The sequence below is a fragment of the Pantoea sp. Z09 genome (assembly GCF_022394795.1).
Classification (GTDB): domain Bacteria; phylum Pseudomonadota; class Gammaproteobacteria; order Enterobacterales; family Enterobacteriaceae; genus Pantoea; species Pantoea latae.
Map to the genome: position 1 here is coordinate 2,393,400 of NZ_CP092373.1, position 22,676 is coordinate 2,416,075.

Genomic DNA, 22,676 nt, shown 5'->3' on the forward strand with positions numbered 1-22,676 from the left:
TTTCAGCACACTCTTCACACGCGATACCTAATTCAAACAGCGGCTATTGTAATCAATACCGCCCGGCTTTTAACGCGCTTTTACGCCAGTAAAATGTAATGACAGCGTTAAAACCGCATTCATAAAAAAAGCGGCATTGCTGCCGCTTTATCTTATCGAACCTTAACGTGTCTGCGGCGGTAACGCCAGCGGATTAAGCGCGAGCTTCTGGTAGCTCTCAACCCACTGATGATACTTGTCGCTGTTTTCCCACAGGCGCGAGTGCACGCGCGCCAGCACCACCGGGTCGCTGATCAGCTGCAGCCGCTGTTCGCGGTTCAGCTTCTCTGGCACGTCGCTGAGCGCCTGGTCGACGCGGCGGTCGCGCGCGTAGTCCAGCAGCTGGCTCTGTCTGTGACGCGACGTCGCCAGCGCGGTGGCCAGCGCGTTAAACGCCGGATGGAACAGCGCATGCATAAAGCCATGCTTCAGCGCGCGCTCGCGGTTGAGCTGCAGATAGCGATCGGTGTCCACCAGCTCTTTCGGCGGCTCATACTCTTCCGGGATCAGGAACAGCTTCGCGCGTCGACTTTTCATCCCGACCGTGGCGCGGCTCGACATCACCGAGACAAACGGCGAGAGGATCAGCGAGAAGACGATCGGCGATAGCCACCAGAGGAAGTTAAGATCCAGCACGCCCATGCCAACCGCCCAGACGATGCCTAGCAGCATCTGCGAGCCGTGACGACGGAAGGCTTCGCTCCACGGCGTGGCGTCGTCGTCGCGCTGCGGCGAGTTCCATACCACTTCCCAGCCCAGGAAGGCGCTGACCACAAACACGGTGTGGAATAGCATGCGCACCGGTGCCAGCAGCACAGAGAAGAGCATCTCCAGCAGCAGGGAAATAAACAGCCGGAACGCACCACCGTACGGTTTCGCGCCCTTGAAGCAGATCAGCACCACGCTGAGCAGCTTCGGCAGGAACAGCAGCACCAGGGTGGTCGAGAACAGCGCGATCGCCAGTTCAGGACGCCACTGCGGCCAGACCGGGAAGAGCTGCCTCGGCTGCAGGAAGTAGGTCGGCTCCATTAGCGTGTGCACCACCTGCAGCGCGGTGGAGAGCGCCAGGAACATAAACCAGAGCGGCGCCGAAAGATAGGACATCACGCCAGTCAGAAACACCGCACGGTGCACCGGGTGCATCCCTTTCACCAGGAACAGGCGGAAGTTCATCAGGTTGCCGTGACACCAGCGGCGGTCGCGCTTCAGCTCGTCCAGCAGGTTCGGCGGCAGCTCTTCATAGGAGCCCGGCAGATCGTAGGCGATCCAGACGCCCCAGCCGGCGCGACGCATCAGCGCGGCTTCGACGAAGTCGTGCGATAGAATCGACCCGGCAAAGGAGCCTTCACCCGGCAGCGGCGCCAGCGCGCAGTGCTCGATAAAGGGCTTCACGCGGATAATGGCGTTGTGTCCCCAGTAGTGCGACTCGCCCAGCTGCCAGAAGTGCAAACCAGCGGTGAAGAGCGGACCGTATACGCGCGTGGCAAACTGCTGACAGCGCGCGTAGAGCGTATCCATGCCCGACGCCTTCGGCGACGACTGGATAATCCCGGCGTTCGGGTTCGCTTCCATCATGCGCACCAGACCGGTGAGGCACTCGCCGCTCATCACGCTGTCCGCATCCAGCACCACCATGTAGCTGTAGTTGCTGCCCCAGCGACGGCAGAAGTCGTCGATGTTGCCGCTTTTACGCTTCACGCGACGACGGCGACGGCGGTAGAAAATCTTACCTGCGCCGCCCACGTCGCGCACCAGCTCCATCCAGGCTTTCTGCTCGGCAATGGCGATATCGGGATCGTAGCTGTCGCTCAGCACGTAGACGTCGAAATGGTCTGCGTTGCCGGTGCGCACCACCGATTCCCAGGTCGCGCGCAGGCCGGCGAAAACGCGTTCCACGTCTTCGTTGCAGATCGGCATGATCAGCGCGGTGCGGTGCTCGGGATTCAGCGCTTCGTCGCCCACCGTCGAGTAAGAGATGCTGTACTTGTCGCGGCCGATCAACAGCTGCAGGAAGCCCATCAGCGCGGTCCAGAAGCCCGCCGAGACCCAGCAGAAGAGGATCGCGAACAGGAACAGGATCCCGGTCTGCAGCACGTAAGGCAGGATCTGCATCACCGACTGCTGCCAGTTCTGGTTAAGCATCTCCATCGGGTCGAGCAGCGTCCAGCCCTGATAAGGCAGGATGGTTTTCATGTACCAGGTGGCGATAACGGTCTGGAACACGGTGAGGATCAGCAGCACGTAGCGGCGAATGGAGCCGACGTGACGCCACTTCTCCTCGGCGCGCTGCTCTTCCGCCGTGGCGTAGCGATGCGTCAGTTTTTCGCCGCGCAGCGAACGCCAGGCGCGCACCAGCGGGTTGGTGCGCCAGGCTTCCGGGAACATCAGCGAGCGCTTCACCTTCGGCATCGCCTTCAGCGTGGTGCGGTCAAGGTAATCCTTGCCGAACTGCGCGCCGTCGGCCAGCGAATCCGGCCACGCCATTTTGACGCGGGCAGAAACCGACTTAAGCGGTGCGTCGTCGGGACGATCGCTGGCGGCGACATCCTGGCCAAGCGTCTCGTGGATGAAGTGAAACGCCTCGGCGTGCTGCAGCGAGGCGCTTAACCGGGCCTTCCCTGCCGCATCCAGCGGCAGGGCTTCCACGTAGTTTTTAGGGATCAATGTCGGATTATTCATTGGCAGGTAACTGATAGCTCCAGGTTTCCGTCAATGTCTTGTCGCCGCTAACCAGCGCGGCGCGCATTTCGGTAGGCTGTTTGTTATCTTTGACGCGCAGACGCAGCACCAGACGCCAGCCTTTGGTGACCGGGTTATAGCGCACGCTCTGCTCAACCACTTCGCCGTTGTCGCCCACGCTCACCTGCGGCGCGACCTGGCTGTTGTCCGGCATCTCGCTCATCGCTTTACCCACGAAATCGATGGTAAAGGCGATCGAGCCGTCCGGCTGACGCACCAGATTCGACTGCTTGACGTCGCCCGCCGAGCGCAGCGTGTTTTTCACCCACGCGACGTCGTCAGAGTGGAGCTGGCTTTCGTCGCGCGTAAAGTGCAGGCGATAGCTGAAGCTCATCTCTTTGCCTGGATCCGGCAGGTTTTCCGGCGTCCAGAAGGCAACGATGTTGTCGTTGGTTTCGTCTGCGGTCGGGATCTCCACCAGCTCGACGCGGCCTTTGCCCCAGTCGCCCTGCGGTTCAACCCAGCCGCTCGGACGCATGTCGTAACGGTCGTCAAGATCCTGATAGCGGCTGAAGTCGCGGCTGCGCTGCAGCAGGCCAAAGCCTTTCGGGCTTTCGATGGTGTAGGTGCTCACCGCCAGATGGCGCGGATTATTGAGCGGCCGCCAGATCCATTCGCCGTTGCCGCTGTGAATCGACAGCCCGTCAGAGTCATGCAGCTCCGGACGGAAGTTGGTCACCGGCGACGGCTGGTTGGCGCCAAACAGGAACATGCTGGTCAGCGGCGCGACGCCCAGTTTGCCGACTTTATCGCGCAGATAGACCTTCGACTGCACGTCGACGGTGGTCTCTTTGCCCGGATGTACGGTAAAGCGATAGGCGCCCGTGGCGCGCGGCGAGTCGAGCAGCGCGTAGATCACCAGCTGTTTATCCTGCGGCTTCGGACGCGCGATCCAGAACTCTTTAAAGCGCGGGAACTCTTCGCCGGACGGCAGCGCCGTGTCGATGGCGAGGCCGCGCGCAGAGAGACCGTAAACCTGATCGCCGCCGATGACGCGGAAGTAGCTGGCGCCGAGGAAGCTGGTGATTTCGTCGTCTTTGTCCCGCTTATTAAGCGGATAAAGCACTTTAAAACCGGCGAACCCTAAGTTTTTCACCGCATCGGCGTCGTGCTTGACGTTGCCGAAGTTGAAATAGTCAGGGCTGTATTTGATCTCGCGCACCGCGTTAGCCGCGACCTCGTTGATTTTTACCGGCGTGTCGAAATACATGCCCTGATGGTAAAACTCAAGTTTGAACGGCGTACGCAGTTTGCCCCAGTACGCTTTATCGTGGTTAAACTGGATCTGCTGATAGTCAGCAAATTTCATTTCACGAAACTGAGAGGGTAAATTGCTCTTAGGCGCTTCAAAACTTTTCCCTGCCAGCGTTTTCGCCTGTTTGGCGACATCATCAAGGTTAAACGCCCAGCTATTATTGGCGTACAACGCCAGCAGAACTGCCGCGCCAACCCAGCGCATCTTCATCAGCCCGCCTTTATTTTCCACTTTAATCAGCACATCCCCCCCCTTTCGTGTGCTAAGTACAAACCCATTTATCTTAAAGGATTATTCGGTTTTCCGACAGCATATCCAAAAGATTGTTCCGTGGTTTCGTCAGCAAGCGCCCCGCTTTTAGGACAATTAAACGTTCCAGAATCAACTGATAGTATACCCTGTTTACTGCGGGTAGAATTTCACCCCGGTATACTCCGGTTTCAGGGCGAAACTGGCCAAACAGCGAACATAATGGGACGTTATGAGCACAGCAAAACCTGAACGTGAATATTTCCTCGATTCAATTCGGGCCTATCTGATGTTGTTGGGGGTGCCGTTTCACGTTTCCCTCATCTATTCCACGCAGAAATGGGCGGTCAACAGCCAGGAGGCGTCGCTCTGGCTGACGGTGCTGAACGATTTTATTCACGCCTTCCGTATGCAGGTCTTTTTTGTTATCTCCGGCTATTTCTCCTACATGCTCTACCTGCGCTATGAGCCGCAGCGCTGGCTCAAGGTGCGCATGGAGCGTGTCGGCATTCCGCTGCTGACCGCCGTGCCGCTGATCACCCTGCCGCAGTTTTTTATGCTGCGCGCGCTGTCGGACAAGCTGGCCAACTGGGACAGCCTGACGCTTTACGGCAAGTTCAATAACCTGATGTGGGAGCTGATCTCCCATCTGTGGTTCCTCGTGGTGCTGGTGATCCTCACGGCGCTGGGCATGGTGACCTTTAACTGGCTGCGTCGGCAGCAGCATCGCCTCGACTACAGCCGCATCGGCTGGGGCAAGGTCACGCTGGGGATCATGGGCTATGCGCTGCTGTGGGATATTTTCCGCCGCGCGGTGTTCACCTTTTTCCCCGCGCTGCTGATGGATGGCCTGTTCAGCATTATGGTGATGCAGACGCTGCTGTTTTTGCCGTTCTTTATGCTCGGCGCGCTGGCGTGGAAGCACCCTGCCCTCAAGCAGCTGTTTGTGCGCTTTAATCCGGTGATGTGCTTCGGCGCGATTCTGGTGTTTATCGCCTACAGCCTTAACCAGCGCTACAGCAGCGGCGACGGCTGGCTCTATGAGCTGGATGCGTTAATCACCACGCTGATGGGGCTCTGCATGCTCAATGTCTGCTTCAGCTTCGGCCATCGCATGCTTAACTCTCACTCGCCGCGCATTATGTACCTGGTCAACGCCTCGCTGTTTATCTACCTGGTGCACCATCCGCTGACGCTGCTGTACGGCATCTTTATTACGCCGCTGATCGGCAACAACACGCTGGGCTTTTTCGTCGGGCTGGCGCTGGTGTTCGGCGTGGCGTTCCTGCTGTATGAGATCCACCTGCGTATTCCGCTGCTGCGCTTTCTGTTTTCCGGCAAAGCGCAGAAAAAATAGCGCATCGGGGGCGCAGCAGAAGCTGCGCCCTTTGCAGCTACAGCAGCCACTCGATCGGCAGCCGCCACACCAGCCGCACCAGCAGGCGCTGCACCCAGGTACAGCGCGGCTCATGCTTGTGCACGATCTCCCGCGCCTCGCCGGCGTACTCCACCCAGTTGACGCGTCCCCACTTATCGAGGCGCAGCGCCCAGGCGCGATTGCGCATCGCCGCGCTAAAACGCTGATGGGTCTGGCGCGCCAGCGCTTCGCTCTCGATCACCAGCCCCATTTCGGTATTCAGCACCGCCGAGCGCGGATCGAAGTTAAAGGAGCCGATAAACAGCGTCTCCTGATCGACGGTAAAGGTTTTGGCGTGCAGGCTGGAGCCGGAGTTACCGGTCAGGCCGCGATCGTGCGGCGCGTCCGGCACGCCGGACTGCGGCTTTAGCTCATACAGTTCAATGCCGCGCCGCAGCAGCTTTTTGCGCCATTTGGCGTAGCCGGCGTGCACCACCGAGACGTCGTTAGCCGCCAGCGAGTTGGTAAGGATGGCAATTTTTACCCCGCGCCGCTTCAGCGCCAGCAGCTGGGCGACGCCGGCGCGCGTCGGCACGAAATAGGCGGAGATAATATCGAACTGCCGCTGCGGCGCGCCGATCACCTCCAGCATGCGCTGCGGCAGCAGGCTTTTGCGCTTCGCCCGCCCCAGCCCCTTGCGCGGGTCGTCGCTCAGCAGACGCGCCTTCGCCCAGGTCATGCGCAGCGTGCCCTGCTCCAGCTGGCTAACGAAATGCGAGCTTTCCAGGCGCGCCAGATAGCGCTGCACCGCCTCGCTGTCGCGCCAGTCGGGCGGCAGCGCCACCGAGCCATCCTGCTGCTCGCTCTCGTCCAGCACGCTTTTCAGCGGCGCCACCGGCTTGCTCTGCCAGTAGCGCTCGAAATCGTTCGACACCTCGGCGACCACCGGGCCGATGGCCAGCACGTCGAGATCGGCGAACAGCGGTTCGCTGCCGGTGGCAAAATATTCGTCGCCGACGTTGCGGCCGCCGACGATGGTCGCCACGCCGTCCACGGTGAAGCTTTTATTGTGCATGCGTCGGTTGAGCCGGGCGAAATCAGAGAGATAGCCCAGCGCGCGCAGGGTGCGGAAGGAGAAGGGATTAAACAGCTTAACGGTAATGTTCGGATGGCGATCGAGCCGCGCCAGGGTGTCGTCCAGGCCCGGCGTATTGTTGTCGTCGAGCAGCAGCCGCACCTTCACGCCGCGCCCCGCTGCCTCCAGCAGCGCGCTGAACAGCAGTCGTCCCGACATATCGTTCTGCCAGATATAGTACTGCACATCGAGCGTGCGCTCCGCCTTGCCCATCAGCAGATAGCGCGCGGCGAAGGCGTCCAGCCCGTCGGCCAGCGGGTGAATGCCGCTCAGCCCCGGATGGCGCGCGCTGCGCGGGCCGACAATCTCCTCGAGCCAGCTGACGTCGGAGAGGTCAGGCGACAGGTTTAACGCTTCGGTCATTGGGGTTCCCTGGATAATCGACACGCTCTTATTATTTAACGCTTCGCCGAATATGGCTATACGCGGAGTCCGAGAGCGGCCAACTGCCGCACTTTTCAACTAGACTTAGCCAGACTATCGCGACCGGCCAGCCAGAGGAGCGGACCATGACGTCAGATTCATCCCGGCTTCAGCGCCACCATCCCCAGCTGTTTAACACCTTTTTTCAGGGCAGCTTTCCCTGCTCTACCGCCTGCCGCACGCCTGGCAAGCGGCTCGACATGGTGATCAGCAGCGGCCACGATATGCTGCTGGAGAAGGATTACGCCGCGCTGGCGGCGCAGCGCCTGCAGACGGCGCGCGACGGCGCGCGCTGGTATCTGATTGAAAAAGAGCCGGACCGCTACGACTGGAGCAGCTTTTTGCCAATGGTGCGCGCGGCGAAGCAGCATGAGATGCAGATTATCTGGGAGCTGGCGCACTTCGGCTATCCCGATCACCTTAACATCTGGAAGGCCGCGTTTATCGATCATTTCGCCCGATTCGCCCGCGCGATGGCGCAGGTGATGCGCGATGAAGGCATCACCCAGCCCTTTTTCACCCCGGTCAATCAGATTTCGTTCTGGGCCTGGGCCGGCGCCGACGTCGCCTGGTTCAATCCCCACGTCGCCAACCGGGGCAAAGAGCTAAAGCGCCAGCTGGTGCGCGCGTCGCTGGCGGCGATCCACGCCATCCGCGACGTCTATCCTGAGGCGCGCTTCGTGCTGACCGATCCGCTGGTGCAGATCGCCAGCGATCCGCACAACCTCGACAGTAAACCCTACGCCGACGCGCAGCACCAGGCGCAGTTCGAAGCATGGGATATGCTGGCGGGCCGCATCGACAGCGAACTGGGCGGCAGTGAAGACTGTCTGGATATCCTCGGCCTGAACTACTATCCCGATAATCACTGGTTCTTTCCCGGCGAGCCGATGCCCGCGGCCCATCCGCTGCGCCAGCCGCTGCATCGCCTGCTGGCGCAGTGCTGGCAGCGCTACCAGCGTCCGCTGCTGCTGGCGGAAACCGGCGCGGAAGGCGACGCGCGCGCCGCCTGGCTGCAGCACGTCAGCGAAGAGGCGATGCTGGCGCTGGATCAGGGAATTGGGCTGGAGGGAATTTCGCTCTATCCGGTGGTGGAGTATCCCGCCTGGGCGGACGACCGCCGCTCGCCAGGCGCGCTGTTTGGGCTGGGCGATCCCAACGGCAACCGCACGCTGCACGAAGGGCTGGCGCTGGTGCTGCGCAGCCAGCAGATTAAATTTCAGACAAAATTTCAGCTGCGGTGAACCGGTGGCTTTTTCGGTGTGCAGCTCTGAACTTCAAGCGAGGGATCGGCGGGATGGCGAACATCGGTAAGCCAGGTCATGGCGAAGAGGAACACCACGCCAATCAGGCAGGCCGCCAGCAGGCCGATAATGGCGATCAGTTTGTCATCTCGCGACTCCATACTTTCTCCTTCTGAACGTCCTGCCGTTCGCTTTAGCTCATCCAGAGCGTCACCATCAGGACGACGATTATAAGCGTAACGGAGGTCACCGCAAGCACCACGATGGCGAAGTGCGCGTCGTCCAGCGACTGGCGAAGGGGCTCATCTTGCGGATCGTGCGGTGACGGTGGGAGCATACATTCTCAACAGAAAACGGGGATCGCCGCAGGCTTGCGGCGCCGACCAGTGTAATCGAAAGCCACCGGCCCGCCAGCGTTTTCTTGCAGCAAAAGAGACGGGGCGCATTGCGCGCCCCGTTGATGCATTAAAAGTCGTAGCTGACGCCGACTTTTAGGGTACGTCCGTCGCCCTGCGCCAGGTAGGTGCCGGTGCTGTCGACATTGGCCCAGTATTTCTCATTGGTCACGTTTTCGACCGCGACGCGCCAGACCATATCATTCTGGTTGAGCTTCATACGGTAGCGCATCCCCACATCCAGCGTGGTATAGCTGTCGATCTTTTTGGTATTGGCAGAATCGGCCCACTGTGAACCTGAATGATTCAGCAGCGCGGTCGCCGTCAGGCCTTCCAGCGGCTTGATGTCATACTCGGCGCCCAGCGCGTAGTTATAGCGCGGCACGCCGATCGCCTGCTTGCCGTCATAGGTGCCGTTTTCCGTTTTTTCCATTTCTGGATTGAGCCAGGTGGCGCTGGCGTTAAGGCGCAGACCCAGCACAGGCTCGCCAAAAATATTGGTTTCCATGCCGCGGTGGCGCTCTTCGCCGTCCATCGCGTAGGCGCCGGACGCGTTGATGATGCCGGAAGGCTTGCGGATATCAAACAGCGACAGCGAGCCGCCCACGCGGCCGAAGTCAGCCTTGACGCCCACTTCATTCTGTTTTGAGTGGGCGATGCCGGTGATAGCGCCCGGATTGGTAACCGTGCTGTTGTTCGGTGCCACCTCGCCCGGCTGAAGCGCTTCGGTATGGTTGGCATAGAGCGAGATGCTCTGCCAGGGCTTATACACCAGGCCGTAGGTCGGCATCCAGCGGCTGTTGGTGTAGCGCGATGAGGTATCTTCGGCGCCGGTGTTGTAGTTGTAGTTGCGTACCACCACTTTTTGATGGCGCGCGCCCAGCGTCAGCAGCACCGAATCATCAAAGAAGCCCAGCGTGTCGCTCAGCAGATAGCCTTGCGTGCGTGAGCGGGCGGTGGTCAGCGGATCGGAGAATTTACCGCCGGCGTAGTTGGGCGACGGCGCATCCAGATCGCCGGTGTGGTAAATATTGGTGGCGACCCCGGTCAGCGACATGTTGTAGGCGTTTTTCGCGTTGGTGGTAAGCGCGGAGTAGCCGACGTTGACCTTATGGGTGACAAAACCGGTGGTGAAATTGCCGCGCACGCCCGCCATACCGCTCATGTTGTCCTGAATGCGGTTGGTGTTGAAGGTGCTGATGGTCGCGTCGCCGTCGCTGTTGGTCAGCTTCGGCGTGCCGTAGTTGCCGGTTTCATGCGCATGCTGCGCGCCCAGCCCGGCATAGGCGGTCCAGTTGTCGGTCAGGTCATATTCGGCCTTTGCGATACCGAACTCTGACTCCATATCGCTGTAGACCCATTTCTGACTGTAGTTATGGGAATTCGACGGCACGGCAGGAATAAAATCGACGCCGCTGATGTTGACGCCCTGCAGGCCGTCATGGAAGGTTTTTTTCTGGTAGCCGACATCCAGCGAGGTGCGCAGGCGATCGCCGCGATAGTCCAGGCCAATAGAGGCCGCCGTGGTTCTTTTCTTTTCGCCATCCACGCCGGTTTCGCCTTCGCGATGAATCGCATTCAGGCGTACGCCGAACTGATTATTATCACCAAAGCGACGTCCGGTATCGATACTCGAGCCGATCTGGGAATCAGAGGTGTAATCCACGCCGACGCGGGTCAGCGGCAGATCCTCTGCATGCTTAGGCTCCAGGTTAATAAGGCCGCCCACGCCGGAGCTGGCCGCGCCGTTCAGCAGGCTGTTCGCGCCTTTGAAAATCTCCACGCGCTCCACCAGCGAAGCGTCCATGACCTGACGCGGCACCACGCCTGGCAAACCGCCGTAGGTCATGTCATCGCCGTCAAGCTCAAAGCCGCGAATGCGATAGCTCTCGGCAAAGTTGCCGTAGCCCTTCACGTTCTGCACGCCCGCGTCGTTTTTCACCACGTCGGCGATGGTTTTCGCCTGCTGATCCTGAATCATTTTCGAGGTAAAGCCGATGACGTTAAACGGCACGTCCATGGCGTTTTGCTCGCCCAGCATGCCGAGACGGCCGCCATGCGCCACCTGACCGTCAAGGTAAGCAGGCACCAGCTGGTCGCCGCCGGGCTTAAAATCGCTTTGCGGCGCAGCGGTTACGGTCAGCGTCTGCTCGCTGTTGCTGGTGGTTAAATCGGTGTTACTGGTGTTGGTAGTCGCAGCCATCACTGGCAAACAACCGGTGCTGACCAGCAAGGCCAGCAGCGTCGGTTTACATCCGTGGGAAGAAAGCGAACGGCGCATAGTCGATCCCTAATACGAAGGTTATTGATAATCATTATTATTGCGGTTTGCGATTATGCGCAGCCTCGCCTTTAATGCAAGCGAAATCTTACGTATTGACGGGCGGGAAAGTCAGGAACGATAAACAAGAGGAGATCGCAGCCCCGTCTGCGCCTGCAGGCAGGGCTGCGCAAAGCGGCGTCAGACGCCGCGCCAGCGCTTAAAGATCAGCGAGGTATTAATGCCGCCAAAGGCAAAGTTATTTGACTGGATATAATCCGTTTCCAGTTGCCGCGGCTCGCCCATGATGTAGTCCAGTTCGCCGCACTCGGCCGCTGGCTGCTGCAGATTCAGCGTCGGCGCGAACCAGCCTTCGCGCATCATCTCAATGCTCATCCACGCCTCCAGCGCGCCGCAGGCGCCCAGCGTATGGCCGAAATAGCTTTTCAGCGAGGAAATCGGCGTGCCGCTGCCGAACACCGCCGCCGTGGCCTGGCTTTCCGCGATATCGCCGCGATCGGTGGCGGTGCCGTGCGCGCTGATATAGCCGATCTGCTGCGGCGTCAGGCCCGCGCTCTGTAACGCGCGCTCGATACAGATTTGCATGGTTTCGCGCTGCGGCTGCGTAATGTGCGCCGCATCGCAATTGGTATGGAATCCCACCAGCTCGGCATAAATTGTCGCGCCGCGCGCCTGTGCGTGCTCTAAAGCTTCAAGAATCAACGTGCCGGCGCCTTCGCCGATAACCAGGCCATCGCGCTGCTGATCGAACGGCGCAGGCGAGCTGTTGGGCGCATCGTTGCGTTGACTGGTGGCGAACAGAGTATCGAACACCGCCGCTTCCGAAGGACAAAGCTCTTCCGCCCCGCCCGCCACCATTACGTTTTGGTAGCCATGGCGGATGGCCTCCCAGGCATAGCCGATAGCCTGGCTGCCTGACGTACAGGCGCTGGAAGTGGGAATAACACGCCCGCGTAGCCCGAAAAACAGGCCGGCATTGACCGCTGTGGTGTGCGGCATCATCTGCACATATGTGGTGCCGGTAATGTTATTGGTATGCTTTTCAGTCAGCATGGTGGCGAATTCACTGACCGGACCGGTGCTACCGGTTGAGGAGCCATAGGCGATACCGGTTTCGCCGCTGACTAACGCGGGGTGGTCGATCAGTCCTGCCTGCTCCAGCGCCAGTTCGGTGGCGCGCGTCGCCAGCAGCGAGACGCGCCCCATAGAGCGAATACGCTTTCGGGTATAGTGCGTCGGCGGCGTGAAGCGATCGACGGGCGCGCCCAGCAGCGTGTGAAGGCCGTCGTAAACCTGCCATTCCGGCATGCGGCGCACCGCGTTTTTACCCGCGCGCAGCTGCGTCGCTATCTCCTGCCACTGTTCGCCGAACGCCGTGACGCCGCCCATTCCGGTGACTACCACACGACGCGTCACAGCATACCTCCATTGATAGAAATAACCTGGCGTGTTACATAACCCGCAATATCAGACATCAGATAGCTTGCCAGTCCGGCCACCTCTTCTGCCGCGCCCATACGCTTCATCGGCACGATTTTTAGCGCCTCCTCGACCACATGCGGTTCCAGCCCTTCCATGCCGGTATCCACCAGGCCGGGCGCGATGCAGTTTACAGTGATTTTGCGTTTCGCCAGCTCGATCGCCAGCGCCTTAGTGGCGCCAATGATGCCCGCTTTCGCTGCGCTATAGTTGACCTGTCCTCGGTTGCCCGCGATGCCGGAAACGGACGAGAGCGTAATAATGCGTCCGCCCTGGCGCAGGCCGATCATCGGCATCACACAGGGCTGGATCACATTGTAAAAGCTGTCGAGATTGGTATGGATAACGCTGTCCCATTCGCTGTCGGTCAGTGCCGGGAAGGCAGCGTCACGCGTGATGCCTGCGTTGCTGACCACGCCGTAATAGGCGCCATGCACCTGCATATCCTGTTCCAGCGCGGCGCGCGTTGCGGCACGATCCGACACGTCGAAACCCAGCAGCCGTGCGCTGCCGCCCACGGCCTGGATATGCGCCAGAGTCTGCCCGGCGCCATCGCGGTCGCGGTTAAAATGCACTGCGACCTGAAAGCCGTCCTGCGCCAGCCGCAGCGCGATGGCGCGGCCGATTCCTTTACTTGCGCCAGTAACCAGTACGGAGCGCGTCATGGTTGTTTTCCTTGTGACATCAGCTGTTGTAACTCGTGTTCATTAGGTTGATAGGTATTCAGTCTGCCGCTGGCGAGCAGGCGATCGCCGTGGCAGATATCGCCCTCGAAACTGCCCATGCGATCGTCACGCATCAGCAGGCGCAGCCGGATATCCAGCGTGCTCGCAGCGGGAAAGGTGGCTGCTGTCGCGCGCCAGTTTCGCCCGCCCAGCAGCATGCCGGGCTGAATTTTTTGTGCGCCTGCGCGTCTGGCGTGCCAGCCAGACCAGACCCCGACGGTTTGTGCCATGATCTCGACGCCAAACCAGGCTGGTAGCTCGCCCTGCGCGTTCAGGAAAGGCGCAAGCACGCCATCAGGCGCAGTAGACACCTGACAATGAACGCTCTCGTCATCAACGGCAATGACGCGATCAACTAAAATCATCGGCGTCTGATGCGGCAAATAGTCGCGGGCGTTAAGCGTTTTACTCATCATGTCCGTCCTAAAATCAGGCAGCTGTTGTTGCCGCCAAACGCAAAGGAATTGGAGGCGATCACCGGCTTTTGCAGCGGCTGCGGCGCCAGCAACAGCCCGCAGGCGGGCAGGCTCTCATCCTGCGCCGCCGTGGAGAAGTCCTGCGCCGGCAACAGCAAATCCTCGCGCAGAATCAACGCGGCGATAGCCGCCTCAATCACGCCCGCCGCGCCCAGCGTATGTCCGGTAAGATGTTTGGTAGAGCTGGAAGGAACCCGATCGCCAAACAGGCGATGCACCACCTTTGACTCAATTTGATCGTTAAGCGGCGTCGCCGTGCCGTGCAGGTTGATATAGCCCACTTCCTGCGCCGTCAGGCCCGCGCTGCTCAGCGCCATCTCCATGGCGCGCTGCGCGCCCTCGCCTTCGGGATGCGGCGCCGACATATGCCAGGCGTCTGACGACTCGCCGACGCCCAGCAGCGCCAGCGGCTGCGGCTCGCGCGTCAGCAGCATCAACGCGGCGCCTTCGCCGATGGAGATGCCGTCGCGATCGCGGCTAAACGGCGTGCAGCGTTGTCTGGAGAGCGACGCCAGACTGTCAAACCCGTTGACCGGCATGCGGCTCAGCGAGTCTGCGCCCCCAACCAGTGCCACATCCGCCAGTCCGGCGGCAATCAGCCGCTGGCCGCTGATGATGGCCCGTGCGCTCGACGAACAGGCGGTAGAAATGGTGTAGGCCGGGCCGTTAAGCTGCAGATAGTTCGCCAGGAAGCGCGACGGATCGCCCAGCTCCTGCATCTGGTAGTGGTAGCCGCTATAGGGCGCGCGTCTCTGACGATCGCCCTCGTCGACCCCAGAGGTACTGGTGCCGAGCACAATCGCCACGCGTCCGGCACCGTATCTCGCCACCGCCGCATCCAGTGCCGGGCGAAACTGCGCCAGCGCCGCCAGCAGCAATTGATTGTTACGCGTGTTGTGCGCCGCCAGATGCGACGGCACTGGCGGCAGCTTGCCCTCTACCGCGCCAAGCCAGCAGCGTCGTCCCCCGCTCAGCCAGCCGTCGCGCGGCTGCATGCCTGGCGCGACGCCGCGCACCAGATTGTGCGCGATGGTGGCTAAATCGTTGCCCAGGGCGCTGAGCATGCCAAAAGCGGAAATGTAAATCATGATGCATCCAGATGTTGAATACGTATCAGGTAGCCGAACGCGCGCTGTCGGATGCTGACCGGTTCGCGCTGGCCGCCGCGTTGCAGATAGTCGATTTCGGTGACGATGTCGCCCTGCGCGTCGTGCAGCAGGCGCGTCATGCCCACATCCTTCAGCGTCCAGCCGGGCGGCAGCTCGTGCTGCCACACCGCGACTGGCCACTGGCTGAGCATGACGTCCGCCAGCACCTGGCTGGCGGGCGGCAGATGAGGCAACGGCATCAGCTGCTGGCTATGGATCCCCTGCGCGTCGTAGGTGACGCGAAACAAGCGAATACCTACCGAGGATAATCCCGCCAGTTCGATTTTTTCGCCGTCTGCGCTTAACAGCACCAGCAGCGACTCGCTTTTGCCGCCGACCTCGCCGGTCAGCAGCTGCTGTTGCTGAAACGCCGGCGTGATGCCCGGCGGCGGCAGCGTAACGCGTACGCCTGGCCTGAGCCAGGCAGTCGGTCGCGCGCTATCTGGCGCCTGACTGACGCAACCGCTCAGCGTTAAAGCCGATAAAAACAGCAGGACGACTCGCCACATTATCTTTTCCTCGATTTGGATGGACGCAGCGCCAGCGGCGACAGTAAAAAGGCACTGAAAATGCCGCTGCACAGCACCACGCCGAAACTGGATATTGCACGGGTGCTGCTAAAGACCAGCATCCCCAGCGTCAGCAAGGTCGTGATCATCGCCAGCGACACCGCCAGCAGCGAAGTCAGCGGTGTGCCGTCTGGATTGCTGAAAAACAGGGTGTAATTGATGCCGATGCCGAGCACCAGAATCAGCGCTAGCAGCGCGAAAAGATTGAGCGATGCGCCGCTCCAGCCAAGCGTTGCGAGCGCCGCCGCCAGCGACAGCGCAGACGGCACGACGCTGCGCAAGCCCGCCGTGAACCCCAGGCGCAGCACATAGCTCAGCGCGATGAACAACAGCGCCAGCGCCAGCAGGCTACTCAGCAGCTTACGCCAGAAGCTGAACAGGGCATCGTAGGTCGCCTTGCGATTAACCCAGCTGACGCCCGGTTGCTGTTCGGCCAGATGTCGCAGCGCCTCGCTGTTATGCACGCCGCTCACCGGGACCAGCACGCCGCTACGCCCATCCGGCAGCGACAGCCAGAGCAGCCGCCAGCCTGCGCTAAGCGGACTGGCGAGCCAGTCCTGCGGCGTAACGAGCATCGGGTCGACAGAGGGCACCGGCAAGGTAATGCCCGCCTGTTGCAGCCTGGCGACGATCTGCGGCGCCATCTCGCCCAGCAGCGCCGCGTCTTCGCGCTGTTGCCGCAGCGAACGGAGCGGCAGAATGCGCGCCGTCTCCAGCCAGCCTGACCGCTTCGCCTGCTGCAGCGCAGGCGACAGCTTCGCCAGCCGCTGCAGCGCCTGCTCTGGCGTGTCGCCCCAGACCACAAACCAGGTCTGATCAGCCCGCTGCCCGGTCAGCGCCGCGATCTGACGGTCCTGCGCCAGCAACGCCTGCGGCGCGCTTTGCAATTTCGCAATATCGTCATCGACGCGCAGCTGGCTGACGCCCAGCATGGCGTAGATCAACAGGCCCAGCGGCAGCCCGACGCGCAGAATGCGGTTACGGCGCCATGCCGCCAGCCAGCGCGCCAGCCAGACCATCATCGGCACGGGACGCACAGGCAGCCCGCGCACTAGCCAGGGATAGAGCAGAATCACCGTCAGGCAGGAGGCTGTCAGGCCGCTGGCGGCAAATACCGCCAGCTGGCGCAGGCCGGGAAACGGCGCCAGCAGCATCAGCAGCCAGGCGATCGCCGTGGTGCCCAACGCCAGCAGCAGTGTGCCGCGCACTTTGCGCAGACTCTCCCACGGCGAGGCGTGCGCGCCATGCACCATGCGCTCCGTCAGGTAGTAAAGCGTATAGTCTGCCGAGATGCCGACGATGCTAAGACTCATCACCAGCGTCATCAGATGCAGTTCGCCGAAAAGCAGCAGCGTTGCCGTGGCGCCGGCCATCGCGCCAATGGCAACCGAGAAGATGCAGAGCAGCAGCGGGCGGAGCGAACGGAAGACCAGAAGCACCAGTAGCACGACGCCGCCGAGCGTCGCCGCGCCCAGCGTTTCCATATCCCGCTGCGCCCGCTGGCTGGCGTCGTCGCTGAACAGCACGGTGCCGCGCGTCAGCAGCTGCGCGCCCGGCCAGCGTGCTTTCATCTGCCGTTCAAGCGCCTGCAGCCGCGCCACCAGCGCATGATTCTCTTTGATACTGAAGGCGTTGTTCGCCAGCTCGCCGTGCAGAAAATACCAGCGCGCGCCCTCGCTTCCTTCCACCGTCAGCCAGCCGTCGCGCAGCACCATACGATCGGCATTTTGCTGCAGAGCGAGTTGAGAACCGCGCGTCAGCATTAGCGGATCGCCCTGTATCTCTTTGCTGCTGACGCCGGCAAAGGCGGAGAAAAGCTGCGCGAGTATCCAGTCGGCCTGGGTCTGAGTGCGCAACCGTTCGCGCGTGGCGTCGTCAATCAGGCCGTTGCGATGGGACCAGGCGAAGCGCCCCCACTCGCTCTGGCGCTTCTCATCCAGCACGCCCTCTACCGCTTTCAGCTCTGGCAGCGCCTGCAGCTGCGCCTGCCACCAGATGGCCGCCTCTCTGCCGCTGTCGCCGTCCGCCTTGACCAGCCACACCAGCTGGCGATCGAGACGCTGCATAAACCCCTGCTGCAGCTCAGCCGGCGCGGCGCCCAGCGTCTGCTGCGGCAGCAGCGCCAGTACGCTGCTGTTAAGCGGGCTGCGCGGCAGCAGCAGCGCCAGGGCGACCGCCAGCGCGACGCAGAGAGCCAGCCAGAGGCCCGCCAGCAGGCGTGCGTTACGGGGCAAAGCGCGCGCGCTCCTCGGCGCTGAGCTGCGGCGGCTGGGTACGCGTATTGCTGAGTTCAATATGGGTGCGATCGCCCTGCGTATCCTTCAGATCGATTTGCTGCAGGAAGGTGTCGCCGGCTAAATCGATACGCGTGAAAATTTTATTCAGCGGCGGCGCCTTTGGCGTCAGGGCCAGCGTCCAGCGCGCGTCGCCCTTTGCCTGAAAATCGAGGGTAAAGTTCTCCTGCAGCACGCGCGCGTCCGCTTCAAACAGCGCGCGCAGCAGGTGATTGAACTGAAACATCTGCGGGTTGGCCTCAGCGGTGACCACCTGCGGCGGCTGGCCGTTCAGGGTCTGGACCATGCGCTTATCGTCCAGCAGCAGCGTCATGGAGAAAGGCGCGCGCTGATGCCACCAGAGGCCCTGCTGCTGGGCAATCAGCAGCTCGCCGCGCGAGGTTAGCGGCTGCGCCATGCCGGCAATCTGACGCGTCTGAGTAAAATCGGCGCGTATTACCGGCTGGCTGGCGAACCGCTGTTGCAGCTGCGCCAGCGTGACCGCGCTGGCGGCATGGGTCGCCAGCAGCAGCGCGGCGAGCAGATATTTCAACATCCCTTCACTCCCAGTTTTTCCAGCAGAACGTCAGGCGAAACAAAGCAGATCTCTTGCGTCTGCTGACGCACCGCCACCTGCAGCGTGTGGGCGCGCGTGGTCACCTGCCCCGCGGCGTTTCTGACCTCATAGTCGATGCGCAGACGATTCTCATATTCCGTGATGCGCGCGCAAACGCGGATGACCTCTTCGCAGCGCAGCGGCTGGCGGTATTTGACGTGGGTATCGACCACCGGCCAGACATAGCCGCTGGCGGCCATTTCAGCGTAGCTGTAGCCAACCTGGCGCAGCAGCGCTTCACGCGCCTGTTCGAAAAAGCGAAAGTAGTGGCCGTGCCAGACCACGCCCATCGGATCGCAGTCGTGGAAAGAGACCGTCATCGTCACCTCGACGGCGTGCAGATTGTTATTCATCAGAGGACTCCTCGCGGCGCGCCGGATTTTCAGGCAGCGTCCAGAAATCGAAAAAATTAAACCAGTCGAGCGGCGCCTTCAGTGCGTAGGCTTCCAGCCGTTGCGCATATCGGTCTACCGTCGCCTGCAGCGCCTGCTGACGCGTCGCGCGCGGCAACCGCAGCGGATCGGCGAAAGGCTCGCAGTAGACGCGCAGCTTTCCCTGCTCACGCAGCGCGAACATCAGCATAACGGGACAGCGCAGCGCTGACGCCAGCACAAAAGGTCCTTGAGGAAACGGGGCGGGCTGACCAAGAAATTCGCTCCAGACCACGCGCGGCTCGCCGCCGCGCTGACGGTGCACCGCGGTGCGATCGCCGACAATCGCCACCCATTCGCCTGCATCTATTTTTTGCTGCAGCAAAATAGCGGTGTCCGGCCCGATGTCCGATACCGGCATCAGGTTCACGCCGGCGTGCGGCGCGATGGTTTCCAGTACCGCGCGAAAACGCTGCGCGTTGTCGGTAAACACCAGCGCATTGATCACCAGCCCGCTCACCTGCTGCGCCATGGCGCGGCAGGCTTCAATATCGCCAAGATGAGAGGCCAGGATCAGCTGCCCTTTTCCTTCCGCCTGGCGGATTGCCGCCTCAGCGCCAGGGGCGAAGTCGATCTCTTTGCCCCAGCGCAGCTCGCCGCGCCAGCTGGCCACCTTGTCCAGCATCGCCTCGGCGAAGCGCAAAAAGTGGCGGTAGCTGTTAAGCGGTTGCGAAAGCGTAACGTGACGGCGCTGTGCGCAGGCGGCGATGCGCTGCAGATATGCCTGCGACGCGCGACGCGCGTTTCGTCCCGTCAGCCAGTAGACCGCCACCACAGGCCAGAGCAACAGCGTAAAAGGCAAACGCCCGCCATAACGCCATAGCGCCAGCATAAAACGCAGCCCGGCCTGACCGCGCCGTTCTGGCTCGCCAGACCAGTGCGCCTGCTGCTTACGCATCGCCAGCAGCCTGGGGATGCGTGGCAACATGCCGAAAAAAAGTCGGGTATGCATCCATGAGATGCGCAAATTGTCCCGCAGCGCGTCAAAATGGGAGAGCCCTGCTTCGGGATAGGTGACGCGTGTGTCAAGAAACCGGCTCGGGGTGCCCTGCCAGTAAAGCCGCACCATAATCTCGGTATCGAAGTCCATCCGCTGGCCAATGGCGCGCCGATCGCACAGCACCAGCGTTGGCGTCAGAGGGTAGACGCGGAAGCCGCACATGCTGTCTTTGATCGAAAACGACAACGTCTCCACCCACACCCAAAAGTGGGTGATATAACGTCCGTAAAGCCGCGCTTTCGGCACCGAGTCGTCATAACGAGGGCGACCCGAGATCAGGCTGTCGGGATAGCGTCGCGCCTCCTCTAACAGCTGAGGCACATCTTCAATAGCGTGCTGACCGTCGGCGTCGAGCTGCAGGGCATGGGTGTACCCTTTTTGTCGCGCTGCCTGCAGCCCAGCGATCACCGCCGCGCCTTTGCCCTGATTGACGGGCAAGCGCAGAATATGGAGATCTTCCGCGTGAAGCTGTGCCAGCTGTTGCTGCGTCGAGAGATCGCTGCCGTCATCCACGACGATAACCGGCAGGGCGAAAGGCGCCAGGCGCGCCAGCACCGACGCCATGGTTGCGCCGTGGTTATAACAGGGGATCACCACGCAGGGGGAAAAGTCGGCGTTCAGCACAACAAAATCTTCCCGCTGCTGGCGGTAAGCCGCTCGCCGTCACGCAGCAGCAGGTAGCGGAAGCTGATGCGGGATGTGCTTTCATTCCACTCGAGTTCAAGCTGAAGATGCGAACCCGGCGGCACCGGCTGTTGAAACTTAATGTTTTCCAGCGCACTAAAGACTCTACCAGGCGTCAGCAAGGTGGTTGCATAATGCATCACCCAGTCGAGCTGCGCCACGCCGGGCAGAATCGTCAACGTGGGGAAATGACCCTGAAACCAAAAGAGGTCAGCTTCAACCTGAAAATGTAACAGAGCCTGCGAGCCGCTGACTTCGCAGCTACGTTCAACCGGCAACATGAAAAAGCTCCTCAATTTGTGTCCAGGCGCGTTTGCTCTGGCTGGTGACGGGAATGCTCTCCACGACGCGCCAGTAGCGCGGTAGCGCTACCGGCTCCAGCCAGGGATGAAGCTGTCCGCGCCAGCCTCTTTTTAGCCGACTAAGCTCGGCAGCGGGCGGCGGCGCGTCAAGCTGGACCACCACGGCGACGGCGCAGCGGCCTCCGCGCGTTATCGTCAGTGCGGCGGCGTCGATGACGCCCGGCAGCGCCATAACCCGACGCTCGACTTCGCTTAGCGAAACGCGTTTCTCTTCGATTTTCACCACGCGATCGTGACGCCCCGCCAGCTGAAAGCGCCCCACGGCGCTCATCACCAGACGATCGTCAAGCGGCCAGCCGCCAGGGTCGGGGATCAATGCTGAGCGCACATGCCAGCGATCGGTCGCGGTTTTCTCCAGATGCACCGCAGGAAACGCGCGCCAGTCGCCAGCGTCGCCGTCGCGCTGACGCCAGGCGATTACGCCAGTTTCCGTGCTGCCGTAGATTTCGTTGACGCAGCAGCCCAGCGCCTGCTGTGCGCTGCGCGCAGCCTCCTCTTCCAGCGCGCCGCCGGCGGAAATAACCAGCGCACACGGCGGCGCGGCGAGCGGCGCATCAAGACGACGTAAAAAAGCGGGACTGCTAATAAACGCGTAAGGCGCATGGCGTGCCAGCTGCGTCAGCTGCTCGCTGTAAACGATCTGCTGTGCCGCAAACGGCCGCGACAGCGCCATGGGCAGAAACAGACGAAAGCTCAGGCCATACAGGTGCTGATGGCTGACAGAGGCGATAAACCGGCACGCCGTCGCCTGCTCGCCCCAGCGTTCGGCCAGCCATTGCGTCTCGCGCTCCATCACCGCCAGCGGCTTGTGCACGGCGCGCGGCACGCCGGTCGAGCCGGAGGTAAACAGTACCAGCGCAGCATCGTCGGGCAGCGGCGGCAGCGCGTCGCTGCTTTCGTCCTCGCGCCACAGCAGATGCGGCAGGGTAATGTCTAGCGGCATATCGCTGACCACGCCGTCCAGCGCCGCGCGCATCTCCTCCAGCGGCCGGGCGCGACAGTGGCCGGGAATAACCGGCGTCTTGCCGGCATACCAGGCCGCCAGCAGCGCCACGCAAAAGCGATAGCTGTCGTCGAAACAGAGCGCCCAGCGTTTTCCCGGCGCGGCGGCAAGGCGCGTGGCGAGCGCGGCGACCTGCCGCCGCAGCGTGCTGCGCATCAGCGGCCGGTCGCCGCGAAAGGCAACCTCGGCCTCTGGCGCGTGAAGCCATAAGCTGACCGGTAATATCTTCATGTTTCCTGTCTGATACGCTGCCGCACCAGCCACTCTCCCGCCATCAGCAAGCCTGTCAGCAGATAGCTGACGCCGCCGTTCCATAGCGTCCACCAGTGCAGATTTCCTGCCAGACAGGTCGCGGCGGCGACGCCGCCATTACAGAGGAAAAACAGCGACCAGAGCTGGGTGACGCGCCGCGTGTAGACGATGCCCTGCGGCGACAAATCGGGTTCGCGCAGGCGCGCGATGCGCTCCACCAGCGGCATTGAGCCGCGCAGCGACCCGGCGAACAGCATCAGTAGCAGCAGATTCACCAGCACTGGATACCACAGCAGCAGATGGAAGCTGCGCAGCGCGCCGGCGCTCAAGGCAAAAATGGCGCCAAACAGCGCCAGCCTGACGCCGAGCCGGCCCATATCGGTGGTGGCGCCACGCAGCATCCACGCGCGCAGCGCAAACAGCGCGCTGAGCGGCCAGAACAGCCACTGCCACTGCGGATGCGTCGCTGCCAGCAGCACGATAAATGGCCACATCAGCAGCGACAGGCCGTTCAGCAGACGCAGCGCGGCAACGCCCATCG

The 22,676-nt window shown here is 61.7% G+C and carries 20 protein-coding genes; 2 read left to right on the forward strand and 18 right to left on the reverse strand.

Going from position 1 to position 22,676, the window contains the following annotated elements; translation table 11 throughout:
- Positions 1-162: 162 nt before the first annotated feature.
- Both mdoH and MC269_RS11485 read right to left on the reverse strand, forming a co-directional pair.
- Positions 163-2,718 carry a glucans biosynthesis glucosyltransferase MdoH gene (gene mdoH, locus MC269_RS11480; protein WP_239952477.1) on the reverse strand — a complete coding sequence of 852 codons (2,556 nt, stop codon included), beginning with the start codon at positions 2,716-2,718 and terminating at the stop codon, positions 163-165.
- A complete protein-coding gene (locus MC269_RS11485; RefSeq protein WP_174580886.1) occupies positions 2,711-4,246 on the reverse strand; it encodes a glucan biosynthesis protein G in 1,536 nt (511 codons plus the stop codon). The genes mdoH and MC269_RS11485 overlap by 8 nt, the downstream gene beginning before the upstream one ends.
- A gap of 268 nt (positions 4,247-4,514) precedes the next feature.
- On the opposite strand from MC269_RS11485, the gene mdoC reads away from it, so the two are divergent.
- Entirely contained in the window at positions 4,515-5,639 is a 1,125-nt protein-coding gene (gene mdoC / locus MC269_RS11490; protein ID WP_239952478.1) for a glucans biosynthesis protein MdoC, read from the forward strand.
- Positions 5,640-5,676: 37 nt separating this feature from the next.
- Here the strand turns inward: mdoC and MC269_RS11495 are convergent, their stop codons facing one another.
- Complete coding sequence (locus MC269_RS11495; protein WP_239952479.1) at positions 5,677-7,137, reverse strand: phospholipase D family protein; 1,461 nt, start codon at positions 7,135-7,137, stop codon at positions 5,677-5,679.
- A 146-nt stretch (positions 7,138-7,283) separates the two neighbouring features.
- On the opposite strand from MC269_RS11495, the gene MC269_RS11500 reads away from it, so the two are divergent.
- The gene (locus MC269_RS11500) at positions 7,284-8,441 is read left to right on the forward strand and encodes a beta-glucosidase (RefSeq protein WP_239952480.1); all 1,158 of its coding nucleotides are present in this window, start codon (positions 7,284-7,286) and stop codon (positions 8,439-8,441) included.
- Here the strand turns inward: MC269_RS11500 and MC269_RS11505 are convergent.
- From MC269_RS11505 to MC269_RS11575, 15 genes are all read right to left on the reverse strand, one after another.
- Positions 8,429-8,602 (reverse strand): hypothetical protein, encoded by a 174-nt coding sequence (locus MC269_RS11505; protein WP_167376548.1) that lies wholly within the window; start codon positions 8,600-8,602, stop codon positions 8,429-8,431. The genes MC269_RS11500 and MC269_RS11505 overlap by 13 nt on opposite strands.
- A gap of 32 nt (positions 8,603-8,634) precedes the next feature.
- On the reverse strand, positions 8,635-8,778 hold the full coding sequence (locus MC269_RS11510; RefSeq protein ID WP_167376549.1) for a hypothetical protein: 144 nt from the start codon (positions 8,776-8,778) through the stop codon (positions 8,635-8,637).
- 128 nt (positions 8,779-8,906) lie between these two features.
- Complete coding sequence (locus MC269_RS11515; protein ID WP_239952481.1) at positions 8,907-11,117, reverse strand: TonB-dependent siderophore receptor; 2,211 nt, start codon at positions 11,115-11,117, stop codon at positions 8,907-8,909.
- A 180-nt stretch (positions 11,118-11,297) separates the two neighbouring features.
- Positions 11,298-12,533: a beta-ketoacyl-ACP synthase gene (locus tag MC269_RS11520; protein WP_239952482.1), complete on the reverse strand. Its 1,236-nt coding sequence runs from the start codon at positions 12,531-12,533 to the stop codon at positions 11,298-11,300.
- A complete protein-coding gene (locus tag MC269_RS11525) occupies positions 12,530-13,261 on the reverse strand; it encodes a 3-ketoacyl-ACP reductase FabG2 (protein ID WP_239952483.1) in 732 nt (243 codons plus the stop codon). Before MC269_RS11525 ends, MC269_RS11520 begins: the two co-directional genes overlap by 4 nt.
- On the reverse strand, positions 13,258-13,734 hold the full coding sequence (locus MC269_RS11530) for a 3-hydroxy-fatty acyl-ACP dehydratase (RefSeq protein WP_371824383.1): 477 nt from the start codon (positions 13,732-13,734) through the stop codon (positions 13,258-13,260). Before MC269_RS11530 ends, MC269_RS11525 begins: the two co-directional genes overlap by 4 nt.
- Positions 13,734-14,885, reverse strand: coding sequence for a beta-ketoacyl-[acyl-carrier-protein] synthase family protein (locus MC269_RS11535; RefSeq protein ID WP_239952485.1), 1,152 nt, complete (start codon positions 14,883-14,885; stop codon positions 13,734-13,736). Before MC269_RS11535 ends, MC269_RS11530 begins: the two co-directional genes overlap by 1 nt.
- Positions 14,882-15,454: a DUF3261 domain-containing protein gene (locus MC269_RS11540; protein ID WP_239952486.1), complete on the reverse strand. Its 573-nt coding sequence runs from the start codon at positions 15,452-15,454 to the stop codon at positions 14,882-14,884. The genes MC269_RS11535 and MC269_RS11540 overlap by 4 nt, the downstream gene beginning before the upstream one ends.
- Positions 15,454-17,748 carry an MMPL family transporter gene (locus tag MC269_RS11545; RefSeq protein WP_239952487.1) on the reverse strand — a complete coding sequence of 765 codons (2,295 nt, stop codon included), beginning with the start codon at positions 17,746-17,748 and terminating at the stop codon, positions 15,454-15,456. The genes MC269_RS11540 and MC269_RS11545 overlap by 1 nt, the downstream gene beginning before the upstream one ends.
- Positions 17,738-18,343 (reverse strand): outer membrane lipoprotein carrier protein LolA, encoded by a 606-nt coding sequence (locus tag MC269_RS11550; RefSeq protein WP_239952488.1) that lies wholly within the window; start codon positions 18,341-18,343, stop codon positions 17,738-17,740. The genes MC269_RS11545 and MC269_RS11550 overlap by 11 nt, the downstream gene beginning before the upstream one ends.
- Complete coding sequence (locus MC269_RS11555; protein ID WP_239952489.1) at positions 18,337-18,756, reverse strand: thioesterase family protein; 420 nt, start codon at positions 18,754-18,756, stop codon at positions 18,337-18,339. Before MC269_RS11555 ends, MC269_RS11550 begins: the two co-directional genes overlap by 7 nt.
- Positions 18,749-20,458, reverse strand: a complete 1,710-nt coding sequence (locus tag MC269_RS11560) for a glycosyltransferase (protein WP_239952490.1) — start codon at positions 20,456-20,458, stop codon at positions 18,749-18,751. The genes MC269_RS11555 and MC269_RS11560 overlap by 8 nt, the downstream gene beginning before the upstream one ends.
- Complete coding sequence (locus MC269_RS11565) at positions 20,452-20,799, reverse strand: hydroxymyristoyl-ACP dehydratase (RefSeq protein WP_239952491.1); 348 nt, start codon at positions 20,797-20,799, stop codon at positions 20,452-20,454. The genes MC269_RS11560 and MC269_RS11565 overlap by 7 nt, the downstream gene beginning before the upstream one ends.
- On the reverse strand, positions 20,786-22,114 hold the full coding sequence (locus tag MC269_RS11570) for an AMP-binding protein (protein ID WP_239952492.1): 1,329 nt from the start codon (positions 22,112-22,114) through the stop codon (positions 20,786-20,788). The genes MC269_RS11565 and MC269_RS11570 overlap by 14 nt, the downstream gene beginning before the upstream one ends.
- A complete protein-coding gene (locus MC269_RS11575; RefSeq protein ID WP_239952493.1) occupies positions 22,111-22,674 on the reverse strand; it encodes a hypothetical protein in 564 nt (187 codons plus the stop codon). The genes MC269_RS11570 and MC269_RS11575 overlap by 4 nt, the downstream gene beginning before the upstream one ends.
- Between the last annotated feature and the right edge of the window lie 2 nt (positions 22,675-22,676).

Bases quoted from the DNA above. Each gene is read 5' to 3' on its own strand.
- mdoH (WP_239952477.1), bottom strand. From the start codon at position 2,718: ATGAATAATCCGACATTGATCCCTAAAAACTACGTGGAAGCCCTGCCG.
- mdoC (WP_239952478.1), top strand. From the start codon at position 4,515: ATGAGCACAGCAAAACCTGAACGTGAATATTTCCTCGATTCAATTCGG.
- MC269_RS11495 (WP_239952479.1), bottom strand. From the start codon at position 7,137: ATGACCGAAGCGTTAAACCTGTCGCCTGACCTCTCCGACGTCAGCTGG.
- MC269_RS11500 (WP_239952480.1), top strand. From the start codon at position 7,284: ATGACGTCAGATTCATCCCGGCTTCAGCGCCACCATCCCCAGCTGTTT.
- MC269_RS11505 (WP_167376548.1), bottom strand. From the start codon at position 8,602: ATGGAGTCGCGAGATGACAAACTGATCGCCATTATCGGCCTGCTGGCG.
- MC269_RS11510 (WP_167376549.1), bottom strand. From the start codon at position 8,778: ATGCTCCCACCGTCACCGCACGATCCGCAAGATGAGCCCCTTCGCCAG.
- MC269_RS11515 (WP_239952481.1), bottom strand. From the start codon at position 11,117: ATGCGCCGTTCGCTTTCTTCCCACGGATGTAAACCGACGCTGCTGGCC.
- MC269_RS11525 (WP_239952483.1), bottom strand. From the start codon at position 13,261: ATGACGCGCTCCGTACTGGTTACTGGCGCAAGTAAAGGAATCGGCCGC.
- MC269_RS11530 (WP_371824383.1), bottom strand. From the start codon at position 13,734: ATGAGTAAAACGCTTAACGCCCGCGACTATTTGCCGCATCAGACGCCG.
- MC269_RS11535 (WP_239952485.1), bottom strand. From the start codon at position 14,885: ATGATTTACATTTCCGCTTTTGGCATGCTCAGCGCCCTGGGCAACGAT.
- MC269_RS11540 (WP_239952486.1), bottom strand. From the start codon at position 15,454: ATGTGGCGAGTCGTCCTGCTGTTTTTATCGGCTTTAACGCTGAGCGGT.
- MC269_RS11550 (WP_239952488.1), bottom strand. From the start codon at position 18,343: ATGTTGAAATATCTGCTCGCCGCGCTGCTGCTGGCGACCCATGCCGCC.
- MC269_RS11555 (WP_239952489.1), bottom strand. From the start codon at position 18,756: ATGAATAACAATCTGCACGCCGTCGAGGTGACGATGACGGTCTCTTTC.
- MC269_RS11565 (WP_239952491.1), bottom strand. From the start codon at position 20,799: ATGTTGCCGGTTGAACGTAGCTGCGAAGTCAGCGGCTCGCAGGCTCTG.
- MC269_RS11570 (WP_239952492.1), bottom strand. From the start codon at position 22,114: ATGAAGATATTACCGGTCAGCTTATGGCTTCACGCGCCAGAGGCCGAG.
- MC269_RS11575 (WP_239952493.1), bottom strand. From the start codon at position 22,674: ATGGGCGTTGCCGCGCTGCGTCTGCTGAACGGCCTGTCGCTGCTGATG.